This window comes from Streptomyces sp. 71268 (assembly GCF_029392895.1).
Lineage (GTDB): Bacteria > Actinomycetota > Actinomycetes > Streptomycetales > Streptomycetaceae > Streptomyces.
On the sequence record NZ_CP114200.1, the window covers coordinates 7,975,205 to 8,000,799 of the forward strand.

Annotated in this window: 16 protein-coding genes; 12 read left to right on the forward strand and 4 right to left on the reverse strand. The window is 72.9% G+C overall.

Annotation, left to right across the window (positions count from 1 at the left end; translation table 11 throughout):
- Positions 1–115: 115 nt before the first annotated feature.
- The gene (locus OYE22_RS31780; RefSeq protein WP_348652261.1) at positions 116–1,762 is read right to left on the reverse strand and encodes a histidine kinase; all 1,647 of its coding nucleotides are present in this window, start codon (positions 1,760–1,762) and stop codon (positions 116–118) included.
- Positions 1,763–2,863: 1,101 nt separating this feature from the next.
- Here OYE22_RS31780 and OYE22_RS31785 point away from each other — a divergent pair.
- From OYE22_RS31785 to OYE22_RS31815, 7 genes are all read left to right on the forward strand, one after another.
- The gene (locus OYE22_RS31785) at positions 2,864–3,562 is read left to right on the forward strand and encodes a PAS domain-containing protein (RefSeq protein ID WP_277323652.1); all 699 of its coding nucleotides are present in this window, start codon (positions 2,864–2,866) and stop codon (positions 3,560–3,562) included.
- A gap of 961 nt (positions 3,563–4,523) precedes the next feature.
- Positions 4,524–6,023: an MFS transporter gene (locus OYE22_RS31790; protein WP_277323653.1), complete on the forward strand. Its 1,500-nt coding sequence runs from the start codon at positions 4,524–4,526 to the stop codon at positions 6,021–6,023.
- A complete protein-coding gene (locus OYE22_RS31795) occupies positions 6,020–7,213 on the forward strand; it encodes a ferritin-like domain-containing protein (protein WP_277323654.1) in 1,194 nt (397 codons plus the stop codon). The genes OYE22_RS31790 and OYE22_RS31795 overlap by 4 nt, the downstream gene beginning before the upstream one ends.
- A gap of 133 nt (positions 7,214–7,346) precedes the next feature.
- Positions 7,347–7,853: a PaaI family thioesterase gene (locus tag OYE22_RS31800; RefSeq protein WP_277323655.1), complete on the forward strand. Its 507-nt coding sequence runs from the start codon at positions 7,347–7,349 to the stop codon at positions 7,851–7,853.
- A complete protein-coding gene (locus OYE22_RS31805) occupies positions 7,850–8,107 on the forward strand; it encodes an acyl carrier protein (protein ID WP_277323656.1) in 258 nt (85 codons plus the stop codon). The genes OYE22_RS31800 and OYE22_RS31805 overlap by 4 nt, the downstream gene beginning before the upstream one ends.
- Positions 8,104–9,828, forward strand: a complete 1,725-nt coding sequence (locus OYE22_RS31810; protein WP_277323657.1) for a fatty acyl-AMP ligase — start codon at positions 8,104–8,106, stop codon at positions 9,826–9,828. Before OYE22_RS31805 ends, OYE22_RS31810 begins: the two co-directional genes overlap by 4 nt.
- Before the next feature lie 29 nt (positions 9,829–9,857).
- The gene (locus tag OYE22_RS31815) at positions 9,858–10,385 is read left to right on the forward strand and encodes a DUF6125 family protein (RefSeq protein WP_277323658.1); all 528 of its coding nucleotides are present in this window, start codon (positions 9,858–9,860) and stop codon (positions 10,383–10,385) included.
- Positions 10,386–10,512: 127 nt separating this feature from the next.
- On the opposite strand, the gene OYE22_RS31820 is transcribed toward OYE22_RS31815, so the two are convergent.
- Both OYE22_RS31820 and OYE22_RS31825 read right to left on the reverse strand, forming a co-directional pair.
- Entirely contained in the window at positions 10,513–11,202 is a 690-nt protein-coding gene (locus OYE22_RS31820) for a response regulator transcription factor (RefSeq protein WP_277323659.1), read from the reverse strand.
- Positions 11,203–11,205: 3 nt separating this feature from the next.
- Complete coding sequence (locus OYE22_RS31825; protein ID WP_277323660.1) at positions 11,206–12,297, reverse strand: histidine kinase; 1,092 nt, start codon at positions 12,295–12,297, stop codon at positions 11,206–11,208.
- Between the two features lie 415 nt (positions 12,298–12,712).
- On the opposite strand from OYE22_RS31825, the gene OYE22_RS31830 reads away from it, so the two are divergent.
- Positions 12,713–16,465, forward strand: coding sequence for a WD40 repeat domain-containing protein (locus OYE22_RS31830; RefSeq protein ID WP_277323662.1), 3,753 nt, complete (start codon positions 12,713–12,715; stop codon positions 16,463–16,465).
- 57 nt (positions 16,466–16,522) lie between these two features.
- Here the strand turns inward: OYE22_RS31830 and OYE22_RS31835 are convergent, their stop codons facing one another.
- On the reverse strand, positions 16,523–16,804 hold the full coding sequence (locus OYE22_RS31835) for a hypothetical protein (RefSeq protein WP_277323663.1): 282 nt from the start codon (positions 16,802–16,804) through the stop codon (positions 16,523–16,525).
- A 1,042-nt stretch (positions 16,805–17,846) separates the two neighbouring features.
- Between OYE22_RS31835 and OYE22_RS31840 the strand changes: the two genes are divergently transcribed.
- The 4 genes from OYE22_RS31840 (at position 17,847) to OYE22_RS31855 (ending at position 25,594) form a co-directional block, all read left to right on the forward strand.
- Positions 17,847–19,232 (forward strand): MFS transporter, encoded by a 1,386-nt coding sequence (locus tag OYE22_RS31840; RefSeq protein ID WP_277323664.1) that lies wholly within the window; start codon positions 17,847–17,849, stop codon positions 19,230–19,232.
- A 502-nt stretch (positions 19,233–19,734) separates the two neighbouring features.
- The gene (locus OYE22_RS31845; protein ID WP_277323665.1) at positions 19,735–20,133 is read left to right on the forward strand and encodes a GntR family transcriptional regulator; all 399 of its coding nucleotides are present in this window, start codon (positions 19,735–19,737) and stop codon (positions 20,131–20,133) included.
- Positions 20,134–20,301: 168 nt separating this feature from the next.
- Positions 20,302–21,477 carry an abortive phage infection protein gene (locus tag OYE22_RS31850; protein ID WP_277323666.1) on the forward strand — a complete coding sequence of 392 codons (1,176 nt, stop codon included), beginning with the start codon at positions 20,302–20,304 and terminating at the stop codon, positions 21,475–21,477.
- A 430-nt stretch (positions 21,478–21,907) separates the two neighbouring features.
- Entirely contained in the window at positions 21,908–25,594 is a 3,687-nt protein-coding gene (locus OYE22_RS31855; RefSeq protein ID WP_277323667.1) for a hypothetical protein, read from the forward strand.
- Position 25,595 lies beyond the last annotated feature (1 nt).

A 25,595-nucleotide genomic window follows, 5' to 3' on the forward strand; every position in this document is an offset into this window, starting at 1 on the left:
ACCCGGCGAAGCCCCCCGCCGTAACCGCCGTCACCCGGGCACCGACACTCAGGCACTGGCACCGGGGTGTCGATACCGAGGTACCGATACGGGGTGCCGACACCCACACCGCGCCTCACGTGTCGACGTCGAAGGACTTCTTCTCGATCAGCTTGCCGTCCCTGAAACAGAACCGGAACACCGGCTCGGTGTCCCAGCCGCCGACCTCCGTGGACATCAGGGTCAGGCACGTCGAACCGGCCGGCTCGGGTGGCGCGCCCTTGGTCAGGTCCTCGGCCAGGAACGACTTCCCGTCGGGCAACCGGTCACGCACCTCGGCCTCGGACTGGCCCACCCGCACCGCGTCGAACTCCCCGCGGTCGATCATGGCCTTCTCGGCCTCCTGCGCCAGGAACCACACGCCCACCCCCGCGGCGACCACGAGCAGCAGTCCGATCCCGACCGCCACCCCGCAGCCGACCGCCACGCGACCGCGTCGCCTGCTCTCCCTCATCGCCTTCACCAGCTCCTTCGGCAGACCGTCCTCGTCGATGACCGGACCACCCTCACCGCCGGGGCCGGACGGGAACTGCCGCCGAACGTCGCCCGAAGCGTCGACGAAGGTCGCCGTCGCACCGCGTGCCGCGCGCACCGGTGCGGCGCTCTCCGCCGGGGTGTACGGCAGGACCCCGGCCAGCCGGAAGCCGCCGCCCGCCGTCGGGCCCGCGTGCACCATGCCGCCGACCAGCCGCGTACGCTCGCCCAGCCCGGTCAGCCCCTGGCCGCCACTGACCACGCCGTGCGCGGCCTCCGACGTCGCGGGGCCGTTGGCGACCTCGACGATCAGGGAGTCCGGCTCGTAGCGCAGGGCCACGGTGATGGCGGCGCCCGGGGCGTGCTTGTGCGCGTTGGTCAACCCCTCCTGCGCCACCCGGTACGCCGCGTGGTCGACGGCCGGCGCCAGCGGGCGGGGCCTGCCGGAACTCCGCAGCTCCACCGTGGTCCCGGCCCGCCGGGACGCGGCCACCAGGTCCTCGACGCCGGCCACGCCGCGCGTCGCCGCCTCGGCCTCCTCCGGCGACTCGGGGACCGGCGTGCCGTCCCGCAGCAGCCCGACCACCTCGCGCAGCTCGTGCATCGCCGCCACCGACGCCTCGCGCAGCACGCGTACGGCCTCGCGTTGCCGGTCCGTCAACTCGCGGTCCACTTCGAGCGCGCCGCTGTGCACGGACATCAACACGAGCTGGTGACCGAGGCTGTCGTGCATGTCCTGGGCGATGCGCTGGCGTTCGCGCAGCCGCGCCTGCTCCGCGGTCATCTCGCGCTCGCGCAGCAACTGGGCGTTGTACTCCCGGAAGGTGTCCACCAGCGCGCGGCGCTGCGCGGAGTAGCGGCCGACGAGGCCGGGCAGCACGACGAAGACCAGCAGCAGGAGGGCCGCGAACACCCAGGCCGCCGGCGTCCGGGGCAGGTCCGTCACCGCTGTCAGGACGAGGCCGGTGAGGTAGGCGGCGGCGAAGGTGCCGACGGCCGCGCCGACCCCGGCGATCCGCCGCCCCGCCGACCACGCGAGCACGGGCACCAGCGGGGCGAGCCCGGCGAACTCGGTCGAGGCCGCGATGACCGCCAGCAGGACCGTCGCGGGCAGCACCCGGCGCAACGGCGCGACCAGCGCCGTGGCCAGCGTCACCGCGGTCACCCGCGGGCCACTGCCGTCCAGCGCCAGTTCGGCACCGGCCGCCAGCACCGCCGCGACCACCATCAACAGGACTTCCCCGACCACGCGTCGGGGCGGCCACATGCCGCGGGTGAACAGCCGCCGCACGGGCCCGGCCAACCACCTGACCGCCCCGCTCCATCCTGTCGCCCCAGCCTGTCGGGCCTTCGCCACACCCTGCGCACGCATCACCTGGTCACGTTAGACACACCCCCAGGCCGGCCACGATCGCCGTTCGGCGCGCCGCCGCACGACGAAAGTCGTATGGCGGGAGCCGAGCGCGCCCGCCGGCCGGCGCACCGTGGCTCGGTTCGGCCCGCTCCGACCCACGGGTGCGTCGGGACGTGCGGGCGCTCGTGAGTACGGGCGGCTACCGCGGGCACTCGTGGTGGGGGAGCGGTACGACGGTGTGGTGTGGCGGGGTGACGGAGTGTCTGGTTCCGGCCGGGTGCCCGGCGTGCCCGACTGCCGCACCCGATCGCGACCGCAGGGGGCGCGAGCGGGCCTCAGTAGCGGTCACCACACACCCATGCGCTGGGCTACATCCAGCCAAGTTGTCTGATTCGCATGGGGTGAGTGGGCGCTCGCGGGGTGAGGGACATCTCACATGATCACGCCAGAATCGCGATGGTCAGGCCGCTGATCAGCTACGGAGCAAGTTGTCTCACTAGGTGTGGACAGCTCGGAGGGCGTCTTCGCGGGGTATGGGAGGAGACGTGTCCGAAGCGGTCATAGATCGGGCATGGTTGGACCACAAACGGGCGCGATATATCGCTGGCGCACTCAAGCGCCCTGCGGTGGGGCCCGGGTCGCGATATGACGAATTGTTTCAATTGCTTATGCAATTTCCACAGCACTCTCCCAGGTTGCGAGCGCTCATGGCATTTGCTCCGGCGAATAGTTGGACATTCGCGCCATAGTGCCTCGCCGCATAACACACCCCTAGTGAATCCCCTGGCAAAACGGCAAATGTCCACAGCGGGCCGGGGTGGAACGGGCCGTGCGGCTGGGGCTAACGTCGGATCGAATCGAACAACGAACACCGCAATTCCCAGCCCACTTGATATGTCCGCGTCGGAATAGGCCATTCCGGGCGTCGCTCTATCGGCTTTACGGTCGATCCGCATGGCACTGCTCAGAGGCCACGCGAAGGGATGACAAGGTCTAGTGACACAAGAGGTAAGTTTCCGCACTTCCGAGCTGACGCACTCGGCGAACAGAGGAGGGTCGAGCAAGGCCGTCGACTACGCCCAGGTCGGGCACGCCATCCTGCAGTACTCCGGCCTATGCATCGCGAACCTGGACCCCGAGTTGCGCCTCCTGGAGGCCAATCGGGAATTCATCTACCACTTCTCCGGCGCTGCCACAAGCTACTCCGGGAAAAGCTTTCTCGCATTTCTCAACCCCGGCACGCAGGAGCGGGCCCGCCGCCACTTCGGCCGGCTCGCCAGCGGTCACCGCTCCGCCTTCACCGACTACCTGGTGGGCATCGACCCCGAAGGCGGCCAGTTCACCGGCCATCTGACCGCCATAGCCACTCACTCCGACACCGGGGCGATGAGCGGTGTGACCGTCATCGTGCGGCCGGACGCCGTCGCCACGCAGCCCTCCAGGCCGGTGCGTGAGACGCGGGCACTCGCCCCGCTCGACGCTCGGATACTGGAAGGCATCGCGGCCGGTGCGTCCACCATCCAGCTCGCGGCCAGACTGCACCTGAGCCGCCAGGGAATCGAGTACCGCGTCTCGTCGCTGTTGCGCAAGCACCGCGTTCCCAACCGCGCGGCTCTCGTTTCGCGCGCCTACTCCACCGGTGTTCTCACCATCGGCGCCTGGCCTCCCGTGGTGCGGCCGGAACTCATCGAGTGACCCCGTGACCGGCTCGCCGGTCGGCAGGCATCGACGCTTTTTCCAACACGCGTTCGATGTCGCCGGCCGGCGGGCCGACCGTGTTCCCGCCCCCGTTGGCCATGTGCCGTCGCGGAGGCGTATGTGTCGCGTTAACGGCGCGTAAGAAAAAGCAATCCGTTGGAACCGGCTTTCGGGAATTCGACTCTTCCTGCATTGCGGCACGGCCACCGTCCCTCCACAACGCCCGAGTCTGCCCGTTCAGGGTCCCTGCCTGCCCGGTCTCGACGCTTGTTCAGGTGTCCCGCCGAGGCTCTGCTCACCGTACGCACGCGACGTCGCCGCCGCCACGTCTCGCGCCTCGGTCGGCGGAAGACTAGTGATTTCCGCACCTTCCAGCCGATGTAAATGTCCTGTTCGGCCGGGAATCTGAGTGCGACGCGACTGGTGACGAATCCAGGCCAACCGACGTACGGACGTACGGGCGTGGACGCGGAAGGTCGTGGGCACCGTGCCCGGGGCGAGGCGATCGCCATCATCGGACTCTCCTGCCGACTGCCGACTGCCGACTGCCGACTGTCGACTGGCGACTGCGGGCTGCCGGGGCCGCCGATCCGGCGGGCTTCCGGTGACTACCGGCGGACGGAGCCCACGGACTCGGCCCGACACCTGACGACCGGTCGGACCCGTCACTGCTCGGTCGTGACCAGGCGCGCCACCTCGACGGCGCGTGTCGTACGGGAGGGGATCGCGGCGCGGGGCTCCTGACGCCCGGCCGGTCAACGGGGTTGGCCTGACGTGGAGCGGGGGCTACTACCAAGGTAGTAATCCCCGCTCCCACCAAGGGCGCTTTCGGGTGGCGGTAGGGACCGACCCCGTCGCGGCCCGTTGCGGGAGACGTCCGCCTCGCATGGGCTGGGGGCGCACGCGGCGGGTGGCGTAGTGGCCCGCCGATCACCCCGCGCCCCGGGAGCCGCTCGTCGTGTCGACCCAGATCGGTCCAGATCAGCCGAGGCCGCCCGAGGCGCGCCCGCTGCCGGGGGCGAGGCCGCCAGTGGTCGCGCCGCAGCGGCTCGGCCTGTCGCTGGCCGTGCTGTCGGTGGCGGCCTTCGTGGCCGGGCTCGACCTGTTCATCGTCAACGTGGCCTTCGAGGCCATCAGCCGGGACTTCGGCGGTGCCGCGCTGGCGGACCTCTCCTGGGTGCTCAACGGTTACGCGATCGTCTTCGCCGCCCTGTTGGTCCCCCTCGGCCGGCTCTCCGACCGCCTCGGCCGCAAGCGCGTCTTCGTGCTGGGCCTCGCGCTGTTCACGGCCGCGTCGGCCGCCTGCGCCCTGGCGGGTGGGCTGTGGACCCTGGTCGTCTGCCGGGTGCTCCAGGCCGTGGGCGCCGCCGCCCTGACCCCTGCCAGCCTCGGCCTGCTGCTGTCGGTCTTCCCGGCGGAGCGGCGACAGGCGGCGGTGCGCGTCTGGTCGGCCAGCGCGGCGTTGGCCGCCGCGGCCGGTCCCGTCTTCGGGGGCCTGCTGGTCAGCGCGTCCTGGCGGTGGGTCTTCCTGGTCAACATTCCGATTGGCGCGCTGGCCCTGCTGGTGGCCGTACGGGTGCTGCCCGAATCGCGCGAGGCCACCGCGCGCCACCTGCCCGACCTGGCCGGGACCTGCCTGCTGACCGGCTCGATCGGGCTGCTGGCCCTGGGCCTGGTCAAGGTCAACGACTGGTCCGCCGGCCTCACCTCGACGCTGCTGGTCGCCGCCGCTGCCGGCGTCGCGGCCTTCTGGCGGCGCTCGCTCCACCATCCCGCGCCCGTCATCGAGCCGGCCCTGTTGCGCGTACGGGCCTTCGCCTGGTCGAACGTCACGGCGCTGGTCTTCACCGCGGCCTTCGCGGCCAACCTGCTGACCGCCACCCTGTGGATGCAGCAGGTGTGGGACTACTCGGCCCTGCGCACCGGGCTCGGCATCGCGCCCGGCCCCCTGATGGTGCCCGTCGCTGCGCTCGTCGCCGGCAGCCTGGCACCGCGTCTCGCGCCCGGGGTGCTGACGGCGGCGGGCTGCCTGCTGTGCGCCGTCGGCGCAGCGACGCTGGCGCTCGGCATCGGGCGCACCCCGCACTACGCCACCGAACTGCTGCCCGGCTGGCTGATCGGCGGCGTCGGCGTGGGGCTCGCGCTGCCCACGGTCCTGGCGTCGGCCACGGCGGACCTGCCCGAGGCCCGGTTCTCCACGGGCAGCGCGGTGGTCAACATGAGCCGGCAGATCGGCAGCGTGCTCGGCATCAGCCTGTTGATCGCGATCCTCGGCACCCCGCACACCTACGACGCGACGCACCGGGCCTTCGTGCACGCCTGGGTCGCGATCGGGGCGCTCATGCTGCTCGGTGCCCTGGCCGCCCTCGGCATGGCGCCGCGTACCGCCGCCGGGCGAGTGCCCGCCGGGCCCGCCGAGGAGCGCCCAGCACCTCCACTCCGAAGGGAAATACCATGAGCACGACACGCATCGTCTTCGTCGACTGCCTGCCCGGCGTCACGCTCGCCGAGCAGCTCTCCCTGGCCCGCTTCGGCGAGATCGGCCTCGACCGCTCCCAGCCGGACACCTTCGAGCGCTACCTGCACGAGCTGGAGCCGGGCACCGAACTCGCCGTGGCGTACGTCGGCGGCAACGGCACCTCCATACCGTCGGCGGTGCGCACGCTGCGCGGCAAGACGGAGTTCACCAAGACCCGGGTGTTCGTCGTCGGCGAGGCCGCGGGCGGCCCCGTGCCCGGCTGGGCCGAGGCGTTGGACGTCGAGGACATCGTGGCCCCCTCCGCCCTTGAGGGGTTCGGGTTCACCGACACGGTCGAGATCGGCCTGCGGGCGTACAACTCGCTGGTCCTTGACCCGCTGTACACCGACTTCTACCTCGACATGACGTGGAACAAGATCTTCGACTGGTTCGAGACCACCCGCTGGGACTGGCGCGAGCTCGACCTCGACCGGCTCGACCCGCACCTGATGAGTCCGGAGGAGGTCGACTTCCTCACCGAGGCCGCCATCATCGAGTTCGGCACCCTGCCCGGCGCGCACAACTTCCTGCGCGAGTGGCAGGGTGAGACCAGCTTCTCCTCCTGGGCGCTGAGCTGGGGCGCGGAGGAGGCAAGGCACTCGCTGGTACAGGCCCGCTGCCTGGACAAGCTGGGCATCAAGGTGCGCTCCAAGCACGCGCTGTACAAGCGCGAGCCGTACCCGATCGGCGACACCCGCACCGGCACCCTCATGATGAACATCATCTCCGAGGCCCGCGCGGCCGAGCTGTACCGGTGCCTGGCCGCCGAGACCAGGGAACCCGTGGTCCGCAACATCTGGAAGCTGCTCGGGCGGGACGAGTCGCGGCACGCGCGCGCCTTCTTCGTCTTCGCCCAGGAACTGTGCGACGACAACCGCGCGAGCCAGATCGCCGCGCTCAAGATGGCCTACGTCTGGCTGGCCGACCGCAGCGAGGGGCTCAAGCACCCGGCCGGCCACTTCTACCCGCACTCCACTTCGGCCAAGGGCATCCGACGCATCGAGTCGGTCAAGCAGGAGGCCACCGACTCCGCCGACGGCAAGGTGTTGCAGATGCTGCGGCGCCTGGTCGAGGACGACTCGATCGAATCGTCGCGGGACATCAAGCGCAAGCTGCGCTCGCTCATCTGACACCACCGGCCCACGCCGGCCCGCGCCACCGCGCCCGCGCACCCGCCGACCCGGCCCCGGGCCGGCGGGAACAGGCCGGGCGCCCACGGCCCGGGCCAGCCCGTACCACCCACCCTGACGAGGAGTGAGTCGCTTGCCGGAGTCAGCCTCCTTCGACCCACGGACCGACAACCCGTCCAACTGCTTCGGCTGTGCCCAGCACAACCCCATCGGCCTCCGACTCCACTTCGACGCCGACGGCGACGGCTTCCGCACGCGGTTCACGCTCGGCCGCGACTACGAGTCCTTCCCCGGCGTCATCCACGGCGGCATCGTCGCCACCATCCTCGACGAGACCCTGGCCCAGGCCGTCTACCGGGCCGGCTGGATCTCGGCGTTCACCACCGGCCTGCGCGTCCGCTACGGCAAGCCCATGGAGACCGGCGTCGAGTACACCGCACGCGCCGAGATCACCCGCCGCGACGAGCACGCCGTGCGGGCCAGCGGCGAACTGCTGCACGGCCGAGACCTCGTCGCCGCGGCTGACGGCACCTTCCGCCTGCTCACCGAGCAGGTCCTGACCGACCAGGGCCGGCACCTGCCGAGCCGGCTCGTCACCGCGCTACGTACCGCCAACCAACCAGCCAACCAGGGGGAATGAGCCAGATGGACGTCCACGAGAAGGTCCTTGAGATCATCGCCCAGGAGATCGACGTACCGGTCACCGACCTGTCGGGCGACCAGCACTTCCGGGCCCTGCCCAACGTCGACTCGATGCGGGTGCTCCAGGTCATCCTGAAGACGGAGAAAGCCTTCGACATCGAGATCGAGGACGACGTCACCTTCCGCATCCAGACCGTAGGCGAGTTCCAGAAGCTGGTCGCCGAGCTGTACCGGCAGCGAGCCGCCGCGTGAGCCTGGTCCGCGCGCTGGCCGAGGTGGCGGGCCGCGACACCGGGCACGGCATCCGGCTGTTCCGTGGCGACGCGGAGGCCGAGCACGTCAGCTACGACCAGTTGTACGAGGAGGCCGGGAGGCTGGCCCAGGGGCTGCTGGAGCGCGGGGTGCGGCGGGGCGAGCGGGTGGCCATCGCCCTGCCCACCTCGATCGACTTCGCCCGGGCGCTGTTCGGCGTGTGGGCGGCGGGCGCGGTGGCCGTCCCGCTACCGCCGCCCGTACGGTTCGCCTCGCTCGACATCCACCTGCGCCGGATCGCGCTGGCCATGCGACAGTCCCAGGTGCGCGTGGTGCTCTCCGACGCCACGCTGGGCCGACTGATCGGGCCCGAACTCGGCGGAGACGCAGGAGAGTTCGAAGTTCTCGACGTGGCGCGCACCGTGGCCGCCACGGCCCACCACCTGGAGGTGTCCGACCAGGAACCCGGGCTCGTCCAGTACACCTCGGGGACCAGCGCGCACCCCAAGGGCGTGGTGCTCAGCCACGCCAACCTGCTGGCCAACGTCACGGCCATCGGCAAGGCGCTCGGCGTCACCGAGGCGGAGGTCTCCTGTAGCTGGCTGCCCCTCTTCCACGACATGGGGTTGATCGGCATGCTGCTCACCCCCGCGCTGCACGGCGCGCAGACCCTGCTGCTGCCACCCGAGGACTTCCTGCGCGACCCCGGCCGCTGGCTGCGCCTGATCAGCCGCCACCGGGCGACCGCCGCCACCGCCCCCAACTCCGGCTACCTGTACGCGATGCGCAAGGTGCCCCCGTCCGAGGTACGCGGGCTCGACCTGTCGTCCTGGCGGGTCGCCCTGAACGGGGCGGAGGCCATCGACCCGGACATGCTGCGCCGGTTCTCCGCGCACTTCGCCCCGGTCGGCTTCCGCCCGACGGCCTTCCTGCCGGTGTACGGCCTGGCCGAGGGCAGCCTCGCGGTCACCTTCCCGCCGCTCGGACGTCCGGTGCGCAGCCTGTGGGTACGCCGCGGGCCGCTCGCCGACGGAGTGGTGGAGCCGGTGCCCGAGCAGGCCGCCGGGAGCGCCGGTACGGGCGGGGTGGGCGCTGGTGGCGCGGGTGACGCGGGTGTCGGTGACGCCGCCACGGCCCGGGAGCTGGTCTCGGTCGGGTACCCGGTGGCCGACACCGAGGTACGTCTCGTCGCCGGCCCGGGGGGCGAGCCCGCCGGCGAGGGGCGGGTGGGTGAGGTCCAGATCCGGGGCGCCGCGGTGATGAGCACGTACGAGGCGGGCGAGGCCGCCAACCGTGGCGTGGTGCACGCGGACGGGTGGGTGTCCACCGGGGACCTCGGGCTGCGGCACGACGGCGAACTCTTCATCGTGGGCCGCACCAAGGAGGTGATCATCGTCTTCGGGCAGAACTACCACGCCAGCGACATCGAGTTGGTCGCCGGCCGAGTGCCCGGGGTGGCCAACCACGCCGTTCTGGCCACCTCCCTCGCCACGCCCGACGGCGAGGGGCTTGCCCTGGTCGCCGAGACCAAGGAGTCTGATCCGACGGTACGGGCCGAACTCGTCAGCCAGCTCAGGAACGCCGTCTCCGACGCGGTCGGCATCTCGCCGCGGAAGGTCGTCCTGGCTCGCAGGGGCGCCCTGCCGCGTACCTCCAGCGGAAAGCTACAACGACACGGCATCGGGGCCCTGCTGGATGCCGAGGAGCGGGCCAGCCGGTGACGCGGGCCCACGGACCGGAGGAAGAGACCATGACCGACGCGGCACAGCCGCCGGAGCACCTCACGGCCACGCAGCGAGAGGAACTCCTGCGCCGCTCGTGGATGGCCACCGACGGGCTCTGGTACTACCAGACCGCCACCCAGCGCGGCATCGACGGGGCCAACGAGGCGAACATCGAGGTGGTGCGCGAGTTCGGGCGGCAGGAGATGGTGCGGCTGATGCGCGGCCTCGGCATCGAGAAGGTCGAGACCGTCGAGCAGTACCGCCGTCTGTTCCAGACGGCGGTGGACCTCTACCTCGGCTCGCTGTTCGCGGCGCGCGAGTCGTACGCGGACGGCGTCCAGCACCTGGAGGTGACCACCTGCTTCGCGTACAAGGGGGTCAAGCGCGCCGGGATCGAGAAGGTCTACCACTGCGGTCCGGGCGAGCGCCTCACCGGCTGGTTGCAGGCCATGGACCTGCCCGCCGAGATCGACCCCGGCGTCGGGCTGTGCCAACTGGCCCACACGGGCGCGTGCGGCTACCGGCTCACCGTCGCCCTCCCGCACGAGTCCTGAGGTGGCGGCCGGGGCCCGGTCGGCGTCGACCGCCACCGCGCGGCGCTTCGCCGGTCCCGGCGACGCGGTGCGCCACGCACCGCGCCGCCGTGGCGGCCGCTCGGTGGCACGCCCGGCCCGTGCCGCGTTACGGGTAGGGCTCCAGGATTCCCGCCTCGTGGGCGCGGCGGATCGCGTCGACCCGCGAGGTGGCCCCCAACTTGCGGTAGATGTTGGTCAGATGCCGCTTGACGGTCGTCTCGGCCAGGAACAGCGCCGCCGCGACCTCCGCGTTGCTGTGCGCCTGGGCGACGTGGCGCAGGATCTCCACCTCCCGGGTGGACAGCGGCGGGGTGCCGCCGTCCGGCGCGTCGAACGCCTTGATCATGGCGCGCGAGATGGAGAGGTGGATGCGGTCCGGGGCGGTGACCACCGAGCGGATGGAGGCGAGCAACTCCCGGCTGGAGACGGACTTCAGCAGGTAGGCGGCGGCTCCGGCGTCGATCAGGCTTCGCAGGAGCGCCGGGTCGTCGCGCATCGTCAGCACGACGCAGTGGGTCCGCGGGCTGTGTCGGTGGATCTCCAGGACGGTGGTGCGGATGCCCGGGCCCGGCATCTGCACGTCAAGCAGCGCGATGTCCGGCCGGTGCCGCCGGGCCAGGGCCACGGCCGCCGGGCCGCTGTCCCCCTGGGCCACCACGTCGAGCCAGGGTTCCTGGGCGAGGAGGCCGGCCAGCAACTCCCGGAAGAGCGTGTGGTCGTCGACCACGATGGCCCTCGTCCGGTCGGTAGGGCCGGTGGTCTCAGTGGTTTCGGTGGGTTCGGTGGTCTCGGTCATCGGTCACCAGTTGACCAGTGGAATGGACACGCCGACGGTGGTGCCGCGCCCCACCGCGCTGTGTACCCGCGCCTTTCCGCCGAGCAGTTCGCTCCGTTCACGGAGGGAGGTGAGTCCGTCGTGTCGCGCCCGCGAGGCCGTCCGTACGTCGAATCCCCTGCCGTCGTCGGAGACCAGGGCCCGCACGAGCAATCCCGACACGCGCAGCGTGATCCGGATGCGGCGCGGAGCGGAATGTCGCAGCGCGTTTCTGATCGCCTCCCGCAGCATGTAGTACAACTCTTCCGCCACCGGCGCGGGCAGTCCGCCAACGTCTCCGGTGGCCACGAAATCGACCCGCACATCCTCCGGAATTGCGGATTCGAGAAACTGCTTGAGCGAGCGTTCCAAGTCCGTGTCCGACGTCGAATCGCGAAGCTCGCCGGAGAGTTCGCTGATCACCCGCAGCGCCTCGCGGAGCGCCTGTTCGGTCGATTTGAGCCGGGTACGGACGAGTTCCGGATCACGGGCCAGCGCCCCGTCACACAGTTCGGTGCTGAGCAGCGCCACCAGGATCTCGTGCGAGACCCGGTCGTGCAGGTCCCGGGCGATGCGGCGGCGCTCGTCGCGGTGCGAACTGTGGATCTTCTCGCGCAGGAACGTGATGTACCCGACGCAGCCGAGCGCGATCTGCGTCATCACCGCGTCGTGCAGGTCCAGCGCCAGATCGAGCACCGCCTCGGGCGCGGCCGCGTCGCCCAGCGTCTCGCGGACCAGCACGGGCAGCGTCAGCTCGTAGAAGAGGCCGGCGGCGCGCACGGTCTCGGTCGGATGGATCTCGAGGGAGGCACGTCTTCGGCTGAATTCGGCGGCGCTCCGCAGCGATTCCTCGCTCGGTCGCGAACGATGCCCGTCCCCGGCCGCGTCATCGCGACCGAGATCGCCCAGGAGTAACCGGACCTGTCTGCGTAACAATTCGCTCAGCGATGCCTCGCTGACCAGGGGGCTGCCGATGATCCGCAGCCGCCGAAAGAATTGCTCGGCCACTTCGGCCCGGGCCGCCGGCGATAACTCGGCCCTCGTCTTCCACCCCGCCGCGTTGGACACCATAGTCATTCCCCCGCCTTCGTCACCCTGCAGCGTATTCGTGGTGCCGTGGTCCCCGCGCTTTATGCGGCCCAGGCTACCGCCGCCGGGCCGGAATTCGACAGGTCAGGAACGGCGACCGATCTTGTGGGAGTTCCTCGCGACACCTGACCACCGACCGGCTGATCCGGGTCGGGGCGCGCGTCCCACCCCCGGGGGCGCGTGCGTGCGCACGCGCTTGCCGCGCGGTCGCGGCAGGCCGCGGGCACGGACGCGAGCCGGGCCTGACGCGACACCAGAAGCCCTTTCCGTTGGGGGCGCTCGGAGCGTGAGCGCTCGGTCGCGCAGCGCGCTGGCGGATGCCCTACCGTAAGAGCCGTCCGGTGCGTTCGCGCGGCTCAACCGGCGGACGGGCGTGGTGCGTTGGAAGCGGTGGGCGGGCAGCGTGGGACGTCGTGAGATTCCGTTGGACCCCGGTGCCGGCCCGGTACAGGGGTTCGCGCACGCGCTCCGCGAGCTGCGGCGCGGGGCGGGGAGCCCCACCTACCGGGCCATGGCGCAGCGCGCCGGCTACTCGGTCACCGCCCTGTCGCAGGCCGCCGCGGGGGAGAAGCTGCCGTCGCTGGCGGTCACGCTCGCGTACGTACGGGCCTGCGCGGCGGACCCCGCCGAGTGGGAGGGCCGCTGGCGCCGGGTCGACCAGGCGGTGCCGCGCTCCGCGGAGCAGGACGAGACCAGCGCGCCCTACCGGGGGCTCACCCGCTTCGACGTGGACGACGCCGACGTGTTCTTCGGCCGCCAGGCGCTCACCGAACGCCTGGCGGACCTCGCGCGCGAGCACCGCTTCATCGCCGTCTTCGGGCCGTCCGGCAGCGGCAAGTCGTCGCTGCTGCGGGCCGGCCTCGTACCCCGGCTGCGCGCGGGCGACGACGCCCGGCGCCCGGTGGCCGCGGTCCGCATCCTCACCCCCGGCGCCCACCCGCTGCGTACGCACGCCGCGCGCCTGGAGGCAGCCGATGGCGTGGGCGACACCTGGTTGCTGGTCGACCAGTTCGAGGAGCTGTTCACGCTGTGCGACGACCCCGCCGAACGCTCCGCGTTCCTGGACCGCCTGCTGGCCGCGCGCGAGCCGCGACACCGGCTGGGCGTGGTGATCACCGTACGGGCCGACTTCCTCGACCGGTGCACCGAACACCCGGGGCTGACCGCCGCCATGCAGGACGCCACCGTGCTGGTGGGGCCGATGAGCGACGCGGAGCTGCGGGAGGCGATCACCAGGCCCGCCCGCAGCCGGGGCCTGGTCGTCCAGCGCTCTCTGACCGACCGCGTCCTGGCTGAGGTCCAGGGCGAGCCGGGCGGCCTGCCGCTGATGTCGCACGCCCTCCTGGAGACCTGGCGCCGGCGCAAGGGCGCGGCGCTCAACGAGGTCGCGTACGAGGCCGCCGGGGGGCTGCGCGGCGCCATCGCGCGCACCGCGGAGGACGCCTACGGACGGTTCACCCCCAGCCAGGCCGAGCTGGCCCGGCAGATCCTGCTCCGCATGGTGGCTCCGGGACGGGGCGCGGCGGCCACCCGCCGACCCATCGACTGGGGCGAACTCGACTTCGAGGCGGCCGAGGACGCCACCGCCGTGGTGGAGCGGCTGGCCGCCGCCCGGCTGCTCGTCATCGACGGCGACACCGTCGAGCTGGCCCACGAGGCCTTGATCAGCTCCTGGCCCCGGCTGCGCCGCTGGGTGGAGGCCGAACGCGACCGGCTGCGCCTGCACCGCAGGCTCACCGACGCGGCCCGGGCCTGGCACGACCTGGACCGCGACCCGGGCAGCCTGTACCGAGGCAGCCGGCTGGCCGCCGCCACCGAGGCGTTCCCGGCGGGCGGCCAGCGCGAACTCACCGCGCTGGAACAGTCGTTCCTCGCCGCGTCGGTGCGCCACCACCGGCGCTCCCTACGGCTGCGACGCTCGGCCATCGCCGGCCTCGCCACCCTGGCCCTGCTGGCCACCGGCGCCGCCGTCGTCGCCGTCCAACAGCGCGGCACGGCACGCTCCGAGCGCGACACCGCCGTCTTCCACCAGATCACCGCCGAGGCTGACGCGCTGCGCGGCTCGCGGACCTCGCTGGCCGCCCAACTCGACGCGACCGCCTACCACCGGCGCGCGAGCGACCGGCTCTACACCCGCCTGGTCACCGACGCCCACGGCCCGCTGTCCGCACCGCTCACCGGCCACCGGGGGTTCATCCCCGCCGTGGCCTTCAGCACCGACGGGCGGCTGCTGGCCAGCGCCAGCCAGGACCGTACGATCCGGCTCTGGGATGTCTCCGACGGGCGGCGCAGGCCCGTGGGGCGACCGCTGGCCGGACACGGCGACGAGGGGCCGCGCGCCCTGGCGTTCAGCCCCGACCGCGCGTTGCTCGCCAGCGCCGGGCACGACAACGCGGTGCGACTGTGGGACGTCTCCGACCCGGCCCGCGCGGTCCCGGTGGGCCGGCCCCTGCTGGGGCACGAGGACGGCGTCATCTCGCTCTCGTTCTCACCCGACGGGCGGACCCTGGCCAGCGGCAGCGATGACAGCACCGTACGGCGCTGGGACCTCAGCCGGCCGGAGCGGGCCCGCCCGCTCGGCAAGCCCCTGGTCGCCGACGGCGCCGACGGCGTGCGCGCCGTGGCCTTCAGCCCGGACGGGGCGACGCTGGCCAGCGCCGGCTTCGACGAGAGCGTCCGCCTGTGGGACATGACCGACCCCGCCCGCCCGACCCCGCGCGACCGTCCGCTCACCGGGCACCAGGAGCCGGTGTGGGCCCTGGCCTTCAGCCCGGACGGACGCACGCTGGCCAGCGCCGGCTACGACCGGAGCGTCCGGCTGTGGAACGTGACCGACCCCGACCAGCCACGGCCGCGGGGCGAGCCGGTGACGGGCCACGACGACGCCGTCTGGTCGCTGGCTTTCAGCCCGGACGGCCACACCCTGGCCAGCGCCGGACTCGATGACACCGTACGGCTGTGGTACGTGAGGAACCCGGACTACCCGCGCGTACTGGGCCGGCCGCTGACCGACCACACCGACGGAGTGTGGACGGTCGCGTTCGCCGCCGACGGCCGCACCCTGGCCAGCGCGGGCCGGGACCAGACCGTACGGCTGTGGCGCCTGCCCGACGCGCTGCTGACCGGGCACACCCAACCCGTCAACACGGTCGCCTTCCACCCCCGGGGAGGGTTGCTGGCCAGCGCCGGCACGGGGGGCGACATCCGGCTGTGGGACACCTCTCACCCGGCCCGGCCGCGCGGGGCCGCCGACCTCGTCGGACACCAGGGCGCGGTGACCTCTCTCGCCTTCAGCCCCGACGGCCGCTACCTGGCCAGTGCCGGCCAGGACGAGACGGTGCGGCTGTGGGACGTGGCCGACCCTGCCCACCCGCGACCGGCGGGTGAGCCGCTCGCCGACCACCACGCCCCCGTCACCGCCCTGGCCTTCCGGCCAGACGGCCGCCTGTTGGCCAGCGCCGGCGATGACGACACGATCCGGCTGTGGAGCCTGGCCGACCCACGCCACCCGCGACGCACCGGGCGCCGGCTCACCGGCCACCGGGACAAGCCGACCGCCGTGGCCTTCAGCCCCGACGGGCGCACCCTCGCCAGCGGCGCCGAGGACGACACCGCGCGCCTGTGGGACGTGGCCGCGCCGGACCGCCCCCGTCCGCTGGGCGGTCCGTTGGCCGACCACGACGGCTTCGTCACCTCCGTGGCGTTCAGCCCGGACGGCGCGACGCTCGCCACCGGCAGTGTCGACCGCAGGATCCGCCTGTGGAACGTCACCGACCGCCGGCGGCCAACGCCGGTCGGTAGGCCGCTGACCGGGCACGAGGAACCCGTGCACGCCCTGGCCTTCAGGCCCGACGGGCGCCAACTGGCCAGCGCCGCCAGCGACAACGCCGTACGGCTGTGGGACACCAGCCGACCGGCCGCCGCGCGCCCCGTGGGAGACGGGATCACCGGCCACAACGACTCCGTGACCTCCATCGCCTACCACCCGAGCGGCACCGCCCTGGCCACCGGCAGCTACGACGCCACCACCCGCGTCTGGCTGCTCCCCGTCACCCACGCGCTCGCCCGCACGTGCGCCGCCTCCGGCGCCACCCTCACCCGCGCCACCTGGCGGCGTCACGTCCACCACCTGCCCTACGACCCACCCTGCCGCTGACCGGTCGCCCTCGCCCCGGCCGCCGACTACCCCGGGTGGGTCGGGGAGAGCCGGGTGTCAGGATGAGGCGGGGGAGTACGGGTAGACCCGCGCCCAGTCCACCTCGTACACCGCGCCCTGCAAGGTCGAGCCGTAGACGTTGTCGAGCTGGATCGTCTGGTGCATGGACCGGGCGCACTGGACGCACTCGCGGTCGGCGTTCGCGCCACCGGAGAAGCTGTACCACTGGACGCCGTCGACGAAGCCGCGCACGTGGTCGGGCGTCCACTCGATGGCGATGTTGTGCCACGCCGACAGGTCGACGCCGCACTTGCGCGCGAACTCCTGCTGCACCGGCACGTCGGGATCGTGCGGTAGTGGATGAACGCCTCCGTGCACTCCTCGCCCGGCGCGCCGTTCTCCAGGTAGTCGTACTCCCCGTCCTGCGGCCACCGCTCCGAGTCCGGCCACAGGATCAACAGCGGGTGGTACTGGCGGCCGTTGTTCTCGCCGACGCCCTCGGAGCGCACCCGCGCCTCCCAGCGGCCGTAACGCTGCCCGTACCGCGAGGCGAGCCAGCCGCTGTCGCCGTCCGCCTCGCCAATCTGGCGCAACACCCCGCCGTACACCCGGGTGTTCTTGTCGCACCGTCTGCCGTTGCCCGCGTGCCCGGGCCAGCACCTGCCGACCCCGCCGCCCGCCGGCTTCCACTTGTCCAGGTCGGGCACGGCCGGCCTGCCGGCCGAGCCGTAGTCGAACTCGTCCGACCACCTGCCCAGCGGTGGGCCCCAGCCGTGGCGCACCGCGGCCGTGCGCGCCGCCTCGTTGAGCGCCGGCCCGGCCGGCGTCGCGGTGCCGTCGTCCGCCGGCACCGCCACCACGAGCGCCGCCACCGAGACGGCGGCCAACACCCCTCGGGCTATACCCGGGCTGCCCTTCTTCCGCATGTTCACGACCCCTCTCGGCGGTGCGCAGCACACCGCACACGACGCTGTGGAGTACGGGGTGGGCCTGTTTCCACCCTGCCTGCCGGGCCCCCTCCCGGGGCGCCCCGGAGCCAGCGGCGCCGGATGCCCTGCCCCGCGCCCGGGGGCGCCGGCCCAACACAGGTCAGCGGCGCGCGGATTGTTCAGCAAGCCGCGTCGCGCCCCCTGAACAACGCGGGTCACGCCCGTCGCTCCGCCGCCCCTTCCGCCCCACAAATCGATCGACGCCCCCGGACCCACGGGCTAGGGTCCCGCTGTGACTGACGCCCACCACGGCCTCGGGTGCCTCCTGCCCGGCGCCGCCCTCCGCCCTGCCACCGCGCCGGCCCGCCCGCGCCCGAGGGGCTTCGGGCCGCGTCCCGCCGACCCCCACCGCGAGCGCCTCGCGGGCGACGGCATCCGGCGCGCGGGCGGCGATGACTGACCGCGCGCTGGCCCCGGCCGAAGCCACCGACGAGCGCCTGTTCTCCCGGACGTACGCGACCGCCACCGCCAGCTTCGCCGCGGTGATGTTCCTGACCGGGCTGGCCGCGCTGGCCGTGGTGCCCACCCTGCCGACCGCGGCCCGGGCCCTGGACGGGGTGAGTCTCTACCCCCTGGTCGCCGGGTGTTTCGTGGCCGCGAGCCTGCTCGGCGGCGTGCTGGGCGGGCACTGGGCCGACCGCGCCGGGGCGCACCGCCCGCTGGCCGTCGGCCTGGTGCTGGCCGTGGCCACCCTCCTCGTCTCCGGCGCCAGCACCACCATCTGGCAACTGGCCGCCGGACGCTTCCTGGACGGCGTGGCCGGCGGCATGGTCGCGGTGGCGATCAACACCGCCATCGGCCAGGCGTATCCCGAGTCCCTGCGCCCGCGCGCGCTCGCGCTGATGAGCGCCTGCTGGATCGTCCCGTCGCTGGTCGGCCCGCCGCTGGCCGGCCTGGTCACCGAATGGTGGTCCTGGCGCGCCGTGTTCTTCGGCCTGGCCGGCCTCACCCTGCTGCCCACGCTGGTCGTCATGGCGGCGCTGCGCGGCCACTCCCGCCCGCGCTCCGACGAGCCGGACGCCGACCAACCCGCGCGCCCCGCGCTGCTGGTCGCCCTGGGCGTGAGCGTGGGCGCGGCGCTCGCCCAGTACGGCGTCTCGGCCTGGGACCCGCGCCACCTGCTGTTCGCGGCGGGCGGGATCGCACTCCTCGTCCTCTTCGCACCGCGACTGCTGCCGTCGGGCACCTGGCGCGCGGCGCGCGGCCTGCCGGCCACCGTGTTGCTGTGCGGACTGGGTTCGGGCGTCTTCTTCACGCTGGAGGCGTTCGTTCCGCTGCTGTTGGTGACCGACCGCGACGCGCCCCCCATGGTGATCGGCCTGGCCTTCACCGGAGCCGCCCTGGCCTGGGCCGCCTCCTCCTGGGTGCAGGGCCACCTGCTTCCGCGCTGCCCCCGCCACCGGCTGGTGGTGGCCGGCGCGTTGGTGCAGATGGTGGCCGTGGTGATCGCCGCCGTCGGGACGCTGGCGGCAGTGCCCGCGTACACCGCCGCGGCGGCCATGCCCGTGGCGGCCGTCGGCATGGGCATGTACGCCCCCTCCCTCACCGTGCTCTCGCTCGCCCACAGCCCGCCGGGCCGGCAGGGTTACGCCAGCAGCGCGATGCAGACCAACCAGAACCTGGGCCAGATCGGCGTCCTCGGCCTCACCGCCGCCCTGTTCAACGCCTGCCTGGGCGCCGGCTCATCGGACCCGGCCGGGTACGCCGCCGCCTTCGCGCTGCTCCTGCTGCCGACCGCCCTGGCCGCGGCGCTCGCCGTACGCGCGCGCCACGCGTGAGCCGACCGCACGCCACACGGCGGCTGCCCTCCCGTCGTGACCCGGGTGCACGCCATGCCAAGGAACCGTGCACTCTGAGCCCATGACGAGCCGACCGCCCGCGCGGCACAGTGGACCGTGAACGGGGAGCGGGACACGTCTTCAAGGCACCACCTCCGGCTCGCCGTTCAGCAGGGGGCCACACGGCCCGGAGCACGGGGGTAACCGCCCGGTCGCTTCGTCCGCGGACACGACGCGACCAGGTCGCCACGCCCGGCCAGCCCACTGCGCCGGCGCCACCGCGACCGCTGAGCAGGACGAGCGGCGCGGCCCGCGCCGCTGCGGCCAGGGGAAGCCGCAGCCTGGAGAGGCCGCTGTCCGCCCGCGCCAAGCACGCCCGAGGGGGGTTGCGTGGACGGCGGCGGCTGCTCCGCCCCGCCCGCGGGGCGCGCTCGCGCCGTGCCCCGTGGTCAACCCGGAACGCGCCCGCACGGGCGGGCGGGTGAGGGGTTACGTTCGGGGCATGGAGCGGATGCGAAAGTTGCTGAGGTCGGACGAGGTCGTGGCGCGGGTGCGGCGCGACATCGCCGACGGCGTCTACCGGCCCGGTGACGCCCTACCGGAACCCGAGGAACTGGCCGCCGAGTTGGGCGTGCTCACCAGGGCGGTCGCCACCGCCTACCAGCGGCTCGCCGATGACGGGGTGCTCCTGGAGAACCTGCTGACGCCGGGGGTCGTGGTGGCCGATCCGGAGCTGGACCCCACGGTCCGCTCCCTGGTGCACGCCGTCGCCGCGATGCGGCGCCACCTGGAGCGACTGGACGCGCGGCTCGACGACCTCACCGAGCGCGTGGACACCGTGGGCCGCAGCGTGCACGAGTCACGCCTGGAGGCCGAGCGCGGGGTGAACCACCGGTACTGAGCGCCACCTGACCGACTTAGGTAGCGAGTCTCCCCACCCCGCTCATCCCTTGGTCGCCCTGCGCTGGCCCGAGGGATGACGCGGGGTCGTACCCGCGCTTCCCACACTGGAGCCACGCCCGGCGGGTCCGGGCGTGGACCGATCGCGGGACGACACGAAGGAGGCGCGGTGCGCAGCGACGGGATCAGTCGGGCACGGTTCCTGGCCCTGGCGGGAGCCGCCGGGGGCGCGGCGGCGTCGGGGACGCTGCTGGGCGCGGGCCCGGCGGCGGCATCGGGCGGGGGAGCGACGCCGACACCGGGAGCGGGAGGCCCCACGGCCGGGGCGCGGCGAGGAGGCGGGCTCACCCACCGGGGTGTGTGCTACGAGGTCGGCGCCGAGGCCGTCGACGCGGGGTGGACCCTGACCAGGATGCGTGCCGACATCCGGGCCATCAGGGACGATTTGCACGCGAGCACCGTCTCCGTCTGGGGCGACGGCATCGACCACCTGGCGGCCACCTCGTCGGAGGCGGCCGAGCGCGGCTTGCACGTCTGGCTCCAACCCCGGCTCGCGGACCGCCCCGAACAGGAGATCCTGGACCACCTCGCGGAGGCCGGCCGGCACGCCGAGCGGCTCCGCCGCGCGGGCGCCGAGGTCCACCTCAGCGTCGGCTGCGAGTTCGTGCTCTACGTGCCCGGCATCGTGCCGGGCGACAACGTGCTGGAGCGCGTCGAGAACCTGCTGAACGGTACGTACGACCGCGAGGAGATGACGCGCCGGCTCCGGGCGTTCACCGCCCGCGCGGCAGCGGTGGGCCGGTCCGTCTTCCGGGGCGCGCTGACGTACGGCGCGGCGCTCGACGAGGAGGTGGACTGGAGTCTCTTCGACATCGTCAGCGTCAACTACTACGGGTACCACCCACGGCGCGCCGACTACGTCCGCGAACTGCGGCCCTTCCAGCGGTGGGGGAAGCCGGTGGCCATCGCGGAGTGTGGCACCTGCACCTTCGTCGGCGCGCCCGAGCACGGCGGCATGGGTTGGAACGTCGTGGACTACGACGTGCGGCCGCCGCGCGTCAAGGGCGGCCTCGTGCGCAGCGAACGCACCCAGGCCGCCTACCTGGGCGAGGTGTTCGGCGTCTTCGAGTCGATGGACCTGTACGCGGCGACGGCGTTCAGCTTCGTCAGCCCGGACTCGCCACACGTCGCCGACCCGCTGTACGACCTCGACATGGCGAGCTACAGCATCGTCAAGACCATCAGGGCGCGGTCCGACGACCCCGCGTCCGACTGGCACTGGGAGCCCAAGGAGTCCTTCCACACCCTGGCCCAGCACTTCGAGCGCGCGCGACGCGTGCGCTGAACCCGCCCCGACCCCCCGCCCCGCGCTCTCGCCCCGCCCCCGTCCCCGCTCGTCCCCCGCTCGCCCGTCCCCGCGCGCTCCGCCCCGCCCCCGCCCTATCGCCATCCCCGCGTACCCGGCCGCACCGCTCGACGTGCCGGGCGCGCGCCGGCGCTCGGGCGGGGAGCGGGGCCCATGTCATGTCGGTGACGGCCACGTCAGCGCGGTGCGGTGGGGGGTGTGCGGGGCGCCCGTCCCACGATGCGGCGGGTCGCGGGCCGCGCGGGGCGGGCTCCCACATCACCTGTTCGGGCGCTACTGCGCTCGCGCCGTGCGCGATAGATAAGCGCTAGATGCAGCATGTGCCTGCTCGCGGCGGTTGGCCCCCCGGGCAGGTGGCCGCTCTTGCTCCGCCTCCGCCCATCCCCGAGCGCACGGCCCGAGGGGCATCATGAGCACACCGTCACCACTCCGCGTACTACGCGGCACCGACCTGCTGGACCTCGCCTTCGGCTTCGTCGGCCTCGTCATCGAGAACCGGCTGGGACGCCGCTACCTGATCCGCGCCGACGCGGAACGCGACGGCCTCCTCGTCGTCACCTTCGGCCCGCAGCACGTGCTGGAGGAGGTGTTCCAGGAAGAGAGCCCGACCCCACCGGCCGACCCGCCCGTCGGCTCGCTGATCAGCGGGCGCAGCGTGCTGGTCTTCGAGGTGGGCCCCGACGACGCCGTCGAGTACGCCGAGGACGGGCTGCTCGACGCCATGCGGACGCTGCCGCTGCGCGTCGTGGACGCGGCCCGCGAACCCGACACCCCGACCACCCTCCGCTTCACCGTCCCCGACCCGCCTGCCATTGAGGACGCCGCCGCCGGCCGCGACGCGGACCCGGCGCTCCGGGCCGCCGCCTTGCTGCGCCTGCTGCGTACCACCGCCGAGCTGAGCGCCCGCTACGGCACCGAGGCGACACTCGCCGCGGCGACCGCCGCCGGCGCCGAGGTGGAGGCCGCCGCGCCCGGGCCGGCCGCCACCGGCGCGGCCGGGCGCGTACCGCAGGACCCGCTGGCCGACCCCGCCCGCCCGCACACCGGCATCGAACTGCCCTACCGACTCCTGCTCTCGCCCTCGCAGCGGGCGCGGTGGGTCCACCGCGGGGCGATCGACCCGGAGCCGGGGGAGCGGGTCGAGCTGTGGCACACCCGGCTGACCCACCCGAGCGGGCGGCCCGCCGACCGGACCGTGCGCGCGGTGTGGAACCGGGACCGCGACCCCGACCCGGGCGCCCCCGAGACCTTCACCGCCTCGATCAGCGGCCCGCAGCGCACCGCCATCGTGGACCTGACTGCCAACGACGGCCTGACGACGCCCGAGGGGCAGCCGTTCACGCCGCTTCCGGTGGCGGTGGAGAACCTCATGCTGTCGGCCGTCGGTGGCTGGCTCGACAGCCTGGGCCAGTGGCAGGACCAGCGCCCCCAGGGCGTCACCCTCTCCGAGTGGCGACACCGCGCCACCATGGGCCGCGACCACTACGTGCGCCTGATGTTCTCCGGCTTCCTGTGCCCCTTCGGACACCGGGCCGACCTCATCCAGGTCACCGAGCGCAAGTTCGACGACGCGCGCGCCGGCTACCTCCTCCAGCGCCGGTTCATCGTCGTACGCGAGCCGCTGCGCACCTACGACCCGAAACGCGACCTGCCGATCGGCGACCCGGCGACCGGCCCCCTGGCCAACGCGCTGTTCCCCTTCACCACCGTACGCATCGACACGCTGGTCACCCCCAACCTCACCAACGACATCCCCACCCCCGAGTCCTGTGACTTCTTCCCCACCACCCGTTCCGAGAGCCCCTTCCGGTTCAAGGTCACCGCCGTAGACCACGAGGGGCGGACCGTGGAGTTCCGTACGCCGCTGCTCTTCCTTACCGAGGACCGTGGCAGCCGGGACAAGCTCGCCGCCGTCGTGGCCAGGTACAACGGGCTGAGCCCGCTCCCCCTGGCCACCACCGACGCGGCCCTGGAGCCGGCCCCGGAGACCAAGGCCGACCTCCTCGGGCAGGCCGTGGCACTGGCCCCCAGCGCCAAGCCCGACGACACCAGCCTGGACGTGGCCCACATGGTGTGGGGTGTCGCGGCCCCACCCGGGCTCGCCAGCCCCTCGCCGCGCCAGGCCCAGTTCCTGCCGCAACTCCGCTGGGCCGCCGTCACCGTGCCCGCGGTCAGCCAGCTCAGCGGCAACGACCTGACCGTGCCGGTGACGTACGCCCAGCGCTACGCCCAGTCCGGTTTCCGCCAGGTCGACCAGGGTCTGCGCAAGGCCAACCTGGGCGAGGTCTTCCTCAACGTGCTGCCCGTGCTCGGCGCCCCGGACACCCCGCTCACCATGAACTTCAGCGGCCAGAGCGACCGCTCGGGCGGGCTGGTCGCGCCCAGCTTCGACGTGGCCGGCCTCTCCCGCAGGACAGGCCCGGTCTCCGGGGTCGCGGCCGGCGGCGCGGACGCGTTGGAGTCCGTCGCCAACGGCGACTTCAAACCGGCCGACTTCTTCCACGCGTCGGACGTCATCGGCGCCCTCGGCGCCAACCTGCTCGGCATCCTGCCGCTGGCCGACCTGATCAAGGAAGCCGGACTCGACCAGCCGCTGAAGGTGCCCAACTTCTTCACCGAGACCATCAACGCCGTCACCGGCTTCCTCTCCGAACTGCGCCGGGTCCGCGACCTGATCCGCAACGAGGCCGAGCGCTACGCGGCGGTCGGCCGCCGCGTGACGCAGACCGCGGACGCGCTGGTCACGATCATCGGCGACTACCTCGCCCAGTCCCTGGCCGGCCACCCGGGGCCCATCAGGCTGACCGACGTCGACAACGCCTTCAACGCCTTCAGCACAGCCCTCACCGACCTGCTGAACACCCTGCCGCCCGGCGCCGACCCGGGCGTGCGCGCCCTCCTTGAGCGGGTCCGGCAGACGGTCGCGACCTGGAACAACGGGGCCGGACAGGTGCTCTCCGTGCGCCAGGCGCTGGAGAAGGCCGGGCGGGGCGCCAAGCTGCCCGAGACCGTCAACGCGCGCCTGGAGTGGAACCCGGAGATCAAACCCTTCCCCGCGCGCGACCCGGTCTTCGTCCCCCACCAGGACGACCAGGGCAGGACCACCGGGCGCTTCTCACTCATCGTCGACCTGCGCGGGTCACTGCGCTCCGACCTGACGGCCGGCGCCGACATCACCTGCAGCCTGGAAGAGTTCGACCTCGTCCTCATCCCCGGTTTCAAGGCCATGCGGCTGGACTTCGAGCGCATCCGCTTCACCGCGCGGGCGGGCAAGAAGCTCGACGTCGACGTCGCCTTCCGTGGCGTGGAGTTCACCGGCCCGCTGTCCTTCGTGGAGACGCTGCGACAGCTCATCCCCATCGACGGCTTCAGCGACCCACCCGGCATCCAGGTCACCAGCAGCGGCAGCGTCGCCTCGTACGCGCTGCCACTGCCCAACCTCGCGGTCGGCGTGTTCAGTCTGGAGAACCTGCGCCTGGCCGCCTACCTCGACCTGCCGTTCGTCGGGAAGTCGCTGGAGGTCGGGTTCTCCTTCTGCACCCGGCAGGCCCCCTTCCGGCTGACCGTCTCCATGCTGGGCGGCGGCGGGTTCTTCGGCATCGTGCTCACCCCCAAGCGGGTGGCCGTCCTGGAAGCGGCCCTGGAGTTCGGCGCCGCGGTCTCCATGAACTTCGGCGTGGCCAGCGGCAGCCTGTCGGTGATGGCCGGCATCTACTTCCGGCTGGAGCTGGACACCGGAGAGGCCCGGCTCAGCGGCTACTTCCGGGCCCGAGGCGAGGTCGACGTGCTCGGCATCGTGTCGGCCTCCATCGAGCTGTACCTCGAACTGACCTGGCAGCCCGGCCGCGTGTCGGGCCGGGCCAGGATCTCGGTCAGCATCCATATCGGCTTCTGGTCACAGTCGGTCACCATCGAGTGCGAGAAGACCTTCGTGGGCGGTGGCGGCGACAGCCTGGCCGCGCTCGGCGGGGCGGCGGCGGACGCGGTACGGCCACCCACCTTCGCCGAGATGATGAGCCCCTACCCCGACCCGGTCACCGGCGTCCAGCGCGTGCCCGTAGACGAGTACTGCACCGCCTTCGCGGAAGTGAGCTGAC